General features: G+C 72.6%; 6 protein-coding genes. 4 read left to right on the top strand and 2 right to left on the bottom strand.

The features are described 5' to 3' along the window. From AC1D1T_RS29440 to AC1D1T_RS29455, 4 genes are all read left to right on the top strand, one after another. Nucleotides 1–789, top strand: a 789-nt coding sequence (locus AC1D1T_RS29440) for a branched-chain amino acid ABC transporter permease (RefSeq protein WP_477993023.1), incomplete at its 5' end; no start/stop codon positions are given. Further along, nucleotides 779–2,545, top strand: coding sequence for a branched-chain amino acid ABC transporter ATP-binding protein/permease (locus tag AC1D1T_RS29445; RefSeq protein WP_477825515.1), 1,767 nt, complete (start codon nt 779–781; stop codon nt 2,543–2,545). The genes AC1D1T_RS29440 and AC1D1T_RS29445, both read left to right, overlap by 11 nt. Before the next feature lie 3 nt (nt 2,546–2,548). After that, a complete protein-coding gene (locus AC1D1T_RS29450; RefSeq protein WP_477825516.1) occupies nt 2,549–3,289 on the top strand; it encodes an ABC transporter ATP-binding protein in 741 nt (246 codons plus the stop codon). Beyond that, nucleotides 3,289–3,729, top strand: coding sequence for a MarR family winged helix-turn-helix transcriptional regulator (locus AC1D1T_RS29455; RefSeq protein WP_465110718.1), 441 nt, complete (start codon nt 3,289–3,291; stop codon nt 3,727–3,729). The genes AC1D1T_RS29450 and AC1D1T_RS29455 overlap by 1 nt, the downstream gene beginning before the upstream one ends. Here the strand turns inward: AC1D1T_RS29455 and AC1D1T_RS29460 are convergent. Together AC1D1T_RS29460 and AC1D1T_RS29465 are read right to left on the bottom strand one after the other, a co-directional pair. Continuing rightward, nucleotides 3,726–5,282: a GDYXXLXY domain-containing protein gene (locus AC1D1T_RS29460; protein ID WP_477993024.1), complete on the bottom strand. Its 1,557-nt coding sequence runs from the start codon at nt 5,280–5,282 to the stop codon at nt 3,726–3,728. The genes AC1D1T_RS29455 and AC1D1T_RS29460 overlap by 4 nt on opposite strands. Further along, nucleotides 5,279–6,032: DUF2157 domain-containing protein (locus tag AC1D1T_RS29465; protein WP_477993025.1), on the bottom strand; the 754-nt coding region annotated here is incomplete at its 5' end. The genes AC1D1T_RS29460 and AC1D1T_RS29465, both read right to left, overlap by 4 nt.

Here is a 6,032-nt window from a genome sequence, read left to right on the forward strand (position 1 = left end):
CGCGAAGGCCGGGCCGCCGGCCGCATCGTGCGCGATGCCGGGCGGTCGCTGGCCGTGCCGGCGGCGGTGACGCTGCTCGCGCTGTGGGCYGCGCCGCGCCAGCTGCCGCTGCTGCTGCAAAGCCTGCTGACGCTCGCGATCGTCACGCCGCTCGGGCCCCTGGTCTACCGGCTCGCGTACCGGCCGCTGGCCGACGCGTCGGTGCTGGTGCTGCTGATCGTCTCGGTCGGCGTGCATTTCGCGCTGACCGGCCTGGGCCTGCTGTTTTTCGGCGCCGAGGGCTTTCGCAACCCGAGCTTCTGGGACGAGCGCTTTCGCGCCGGGCCGCTGATGCTGTCGGGGCAGGCGCTGATCATCTTCTTCGTCTCGGCCGCGCTGATCGTCGGGCTGTGGCTGTTCTTCGGGCGCACGCTGCAGGGCAAGGCCTTGCGTGCGACAGCAGTGAACCGGCTCGGCGCGCGGCTGATGGGCATCTCGACCGACGGCGCCGGCCGCTGGAGCATGGGACTCGCGGCCTTCATCGGTGCGCTGTCGGGCCTGCTGATCGGCCCGACCACGACGATGTTCTACGACACCGGTTTCCTGATCGGCCTGAAGGGCTTCGTCGCGGCGATCTTCGGCGGGCTCGCGAGCTACCCGGGCGCGGCGGCCGGCGCGCTGTTCGTCGGCTGGCTCGAATCGTTCGGCTCGTTCTGGGCCAGCGCCTACAAGGAGGTGATCGTCTTCACGATGATCCTGCCGGTGCTGCTGTGGCGCAGCTTCACGCACGGCGAATCCGATGACGAGTAGAAGCTGGTTCCTCGTTGCGTTCGCCGCTGTGCTGGCGCTGCTGCCGCAGTTGCCGGTGCCGGAGTTCTGGATCACGCAGCTGAACTACATCGGGCTGTACGCGCTGGTCGTGATCGGCCTCGTGCTGCTGACCGGCATCGCCGGACTGACCTCGTTCGGCCAGGCGGCATTCGTCGGCCTCGGCGCGTACAGCAGTGCATGGCTCACGTTGACTCTCGGCTGGTCGCCGTGGCTCGCGGTGTTCGGCGGGCTCGCGCTGACGGCGCTCGCCGCGCTGCTGCTCGGCTGGATCACGCTGCGCATGTCGGGCCACTACCTGCCGCTCGCGACCATCGCCTGGTGCCTGAGCCTGTACTACCTGTTCGGCAACCTGGAGGCGCTGGGCCGCTACGACGGCTTGCTCGGCATCGTGCCGATCGGGTTCTTCGGCCTGCCGCTGAACACCGGCCGCAGCTTCTTCTACCTGCTGTGGGCGCTGGTGCTGCTGGCGGCGCTGGCGGCCACGCAGCTGCTCGATTCGCGCAGCGGCCGCGCGCTGCGGGCGCTGAAGGGCGGCAGCACGATGCCCGAGGCGATGGGCATCGATACCTTCCGCGCGAAGGTCGCGGTGTTCGTGCTCGCGGCGCTGCTGGCGAGCCTGTCGGGCTGGTTGTTCGCGCACTTCCAGCGCAGCGTCAATCCGTCGCCGTTCGGCCTGAAGATGGGCATCGAATACCTCTTCATGGCGGTGATCGGCGGCGTCGGCCACGTGTGGGGCGCACTCGCCGGCGCGGCCGTCGTCAAGCTGCTGGAGGACCAGCTGCAGGTGCTGCTGCCGCGGCTGCTCGGTGGCAGCGGCAGCTACGAGGTGATCGTGTTCGGCGTGCTGCTGGTGGGGGTGCTGCAGTACGCGCGCGACGGGCTGTGGGCCGCGGTCGTCGCACGGCTGCCGCGGCGCGTGCGCCAGCGCGACTGGGCCGATGCGCAGCCGCTGCCCGAAGCGGCGCGGCCGCCGCACGGCGAGCTGGTGCTTGACGTGCAGTCGGTGCGCAAGGAGTTCGGCGGGCTGGTCGCGGTGAACGACGTGAGCTTCCAGGTGCGGGCCGGCGAGATCGTCGGGCTGATCGGGCCGAACGGCGCCGGCAAGTCGACCACCTTCAACCTGGTGAGCGGCGTGCTGCCGCTGACGCGCGGCGAGGTGCGGCTGCGCGGCGAGCGCATCGACGGGCTGCCGTCGCGTGGCATTGCACGGCGCGGCGTGTCACGCACCTTCCAGCACGTGAAGATGGTGCCGGAGATGACGGTGCTGGAGAACGTCGCGCTCGGTGCCCACCGGCGCGGACGGCGCGGCATGCTGGCGGCGATGCTGCGGCTGGACCGCGACGAGGAGCGCCGGCTGCTGCGCGAGGCCGAGCGCCAGCTGCAACGCATCGGCATGGCCGACCGCGCCGACGAACTGGCTGGCAACCTGGCACTCGGGCCGCAGCGGCTGATGGAGATCGCGCGCGCGCTGAGCGCCGATCCGTCGCTGCTGCTGCTGGACGAGCCGGCCGCCGGCTTGCGCCACCAGGAGAAGCGGGCGCTGGCCGAGGTGCTGCGGCAGCTGCGCGCCGAGGGGCTGTCGATCCTGCTGGTCGAGCACGACATGGACCTGGTCATGGACGTGAGCGACCGCATCGTCGTGATGGAGTTCGGCACGCGGCTGATGCAGGGCACGCCGGCCGAGGTGCAGGCGAGCGAGGCGGTGCGCGCGGCCTACCTGGGCACGGAGCACTGAACGATGGCGGCTCCAATGCTCGACGTTATCGACCTGCACGCCGGCTACGGCCGCGCCGAAGTGCTGCGTGGCATCCGGCTGCAGGCCGCAGCGGGCAGCGTCGTCACCGTGATCGGCCCGAACGGCGCCGGCAAATCGACGCTGTTGAATGCGCTGATGGGCGTGCTGCCGTCGCGCGGGTCCATCCAATGTCAGGGCAATGCGATCGACGCGCTGCCACTCGAAGCACGCGTCGACCGCGGCATCGCCCTCGTGCCCGAGACCCGCGCGCTGTTCGGCAGCATGCCGGTCGAGGACAACCTGCGACTCGGCGCGTGGCGCCTGCGGCAGCGTGGGCCGCAAGCCGCACGCGACGCGATGGAGCGGGTGTTCGCGCTGTTCCCGCGCCTGCAGGAGCGGCGCGGCCAGTTGGCCGGCACGCTGTCGGGCGGCGAGCGGCAGATGCTGGCGGTGGGCCGCGCGCTGATGGGCGAGCCCTCGCTGCTGATGCTCGACGAGCCGAGCCTCGGCCTCGCGCCGCTGGTGGTGCGAGAGATCTTCCGCACCATTGCCGCGCTGCGCGCGACCGGCGTGACGATCCTGCTGGTCGAGCAGAACGCGCGCGCCGCGCTGGAGGTGGCCGACCATGCCTACGTGCTGGAGATGGGCGAGATCGTGCTGCAAGGCCCGGCCGGCGAGCTGGCGCAGGACCCGCGCGTGATCGACACCTACCTCGGCGCGGCGCGCTCCAGCGGACCCCGCTGATGGTGGAGGCGCTCGACACCTCGCGGCTGGAGCACCTGGTCGGCTATGCGGCGACGCGGGCCTCGGTGCAGCTGAAGCGCTCGTTCGTGCGCCACCTCGGGCCGCTGGAGCTGAAGGCGGTGGAGTTCTCGATCCTGGTGCTGGTGGCGGCCAACGAGCGCGTGAACCAGAAGCAGCTCGGCCAGGCGCTCGACGTGTCGGCACCGAACATGGCGGTGACGCTGGACCGCATGGTCGAACGCGGCTGGGTGCAGCGGGTGCGCTGCAGCGACGACCGGCGCTCGCAGCGCATCGAGCTGACGCCGGCCGGGCGCAAGCTGACGGCGCGCGCCGAGAAGATCGCCGCGACGATGGAGGACGACGCGTTGGCGGTGCTGTCGGCGCGCGAGCGTGGGACGCTGATCCGGCTGCTGATGCGCGTCGCGGCCGGCGCCGGCTAGAGCGGCTGCAACTCCGGCCCGCGCAGCCCGACCAGCAAGGCCCGCCCGCTGTCGTCGACGCGGAACTCGCCGAAGCGCGCCCCCGACCAGCGCTGTGCCTCGCCTTCGCGGAAGAACCAGGCATCGGTGACGAGGATCCAGCGGCCGTCCTTCGGTGTCAGCTCGATGCGCAGTTCGTCGGCCGCGAGCGGCGTGCCGTTGTCGAGCCGCAGCAGCACCAGCACGCCACGCCCGTCGCGCCGCGCGACCGCATGCGGTCGCTGTGCGCGCAGCAGGTCGTCGTCGAGGCCCTGCTCCAGCGCGGCCGGCAGGCGGAAGTTCAGCCGCATGAAGTCGCCTTGCATCAGCGAGCGCGGATCGGCCGGCGCGAGCTCGATGAACACCGGCTGGCCGTGCGCGATCAGCGATTCCTTCTGCCAGATGGCGAGGTTCGCGACCCCCAGCACGGCAGCGGCGCAGACGGCGATGCCCCAGCGCTGCGGCCCGGTGGGGGCTGCGGCACGTGCTGCAATCCCGCTCGGCTCGCGCCGCGGCCTGCCCCAGCGCGCCAGCAACGCGAGCACCGCGCCGGCCGCCACCATCAGCAAGGCCTTGTGCGCGAGCGGCCAGGCCAGTTGGTAATAGAACGCGCCGATGATCCAGGCCGCGGCCACGCCGGCCGCGGCGGCCAGGCGCCAGCGCCGCGTGGTCGCGCTCAGCGCGAGCGCCAGCAGCACCGCGCCGAGCGTGGGCATCAGCCAGGCCAGCAGCGCRAGCACCGCGGCCACGCCGGCCAGCCACGGCTGCCGCAGTCCCGGCCAGCGATGCGCGGCCCACAGCGCACCCGCGACGGCCAGCGCCAGCGACGCGGCCTGCTGCAGCGAGCCGATCCAGCGGTGGCCGTCATCGACGCTGCGAGCCACATCGCCTGCGAAGCCGGTCAGGTTCGCGCCGACCAGGAAGGTCATGCCGGCCCACCACGCGAGGCCGCACAGCGTCGCGAGCAGCCAGCCGGCACTGAGCGGCTCGACGACGGCGGCGTGCACCGGTGCGATGCGGCGCACCAGCACATGCGCAGCCACCCAGGCCGCGGCGCAGCCGTGCCATGCGAGCCAGAACACGCCGAGGCGCGTGGCGTGCGAGCCGCGCCACGGGTCGATCGCCAGTGCGAGCGCCAGCATCACCGCCGCCAGTGCACCGAGCAGCGCGCGCAGCCAATCGGCCCGCACCAGCACCGCGACGGCGAGCGCCACCGTGCCGAGCGTCGCGAAGGCGAGGGCATCCGGCAGGTCGCGGAACAGCCCGAAGGCGAGCGCGCCGCCGCCGACGATCAGCCCCGGCACCGCGAGCTGCTCGACGAACAACGGCACCTGCCGCGCATGCAGCACCACCAGCGAGCCGGCCAGCACCAGCAGCCCGACCACGTAGGGCCCGGCGCCGCGCGTGACGAAGTCGCCGAACAGCATGCCGACGAAGATGATCAGCGGGACCGCTGCCAGCCAGGCGCCGAGGCCGGTCAGCAGCACGACCGGCCACGGCCGGTTCTCGGTGGGCGCCATCAGGGAATCGCTCATGCGGTGGCTCCGGTGCGTGCGTGGCGGCGTGCGAGGTGCATCACGCCCGAGACGCTGGCGGCCAGCAGGCCGGCGGCGGACAGGCCCAGCAGCAGCAGCCGGCCGATCTCGTCGCCACCGCTGTGGCGATCGAACAGCAAGTGCGTGAGCCCGGCGACGAGCAGCGCGTTCAGCCCGAGGGCCACGGCGCTGAGCCCGTAGATGTCGAACAGGTGCCGATTGGCCAGCACCACCGCGGCGATGCCCAGCACCGCCAGCGCCAGCGCGTAGTGCGCGCCGCTGCGGTCACCGAACACCGCGCTGGCGCCGCTCACGCAGACCATCACGACGGCCAGCGTCACCGCGGTGCGCTCGCCCCACAGGCCGCCACCGGTGAGGCGCTGCCACGCCGGATGCAGCGCGGCCACCAGCGCGATCGCCGCGCTCCAGCCGATCAGGTGGGCCGGCAGGTCCTGCGGCTCGATGCGCCAGCGGTGACCGGTGTGCGCGACGATCCACAGCGAGATGCCGCTCATCGCAACCAGCGCGAACGGGGCCCACAGCACGTCGCTGCGCGCGCCCAGGCACAGCGGCAGCGCGAGCGCGGCCCACAGCGCGAACAGCTGCCAGGCGTCGGCGCCGGTCTGGTAGGTCTGGCCGAAGAAGGCGAACAGGCCGCCGATCCCGAGCAGCGCCAGCAGCCCGAGCGGCGCGCGCAAGGCGGGCCGCCACAGCGCGCCGGCGCACATCACCACGACGCTGCCTTGCAGC

Source organism: Rhizobacter sp. P2_H3 (assembly GCF_056403355.1).

What these genes read in the sequence shown, in the direction of transcription:
- AC1D1T_RS29450 (WP_477825516.1), top strand. Translation starts at nt 2,549, where the DNA reads ATGGCGGCTCCAATGCTCGACGTTATCGACCTGCACGCCGGCTACGGC.
- AC1D1T_RS29455 (WP_465110718.1), top strand. Translation starts at nt 3,289, where the DNA reads ATGGTGGAGGCGCTCGACACCTCGCGGCTGGAGCACCTGGTCGGCTAT.
- AC1D1T_RS29445 (WP_477825515.1), top strand. Translation starts at nt 779, where the DNA reads ATGACGAGTAGAAGCTGGTTCCTCGTTGCGTTCGCCGCTGTGCTGGCG.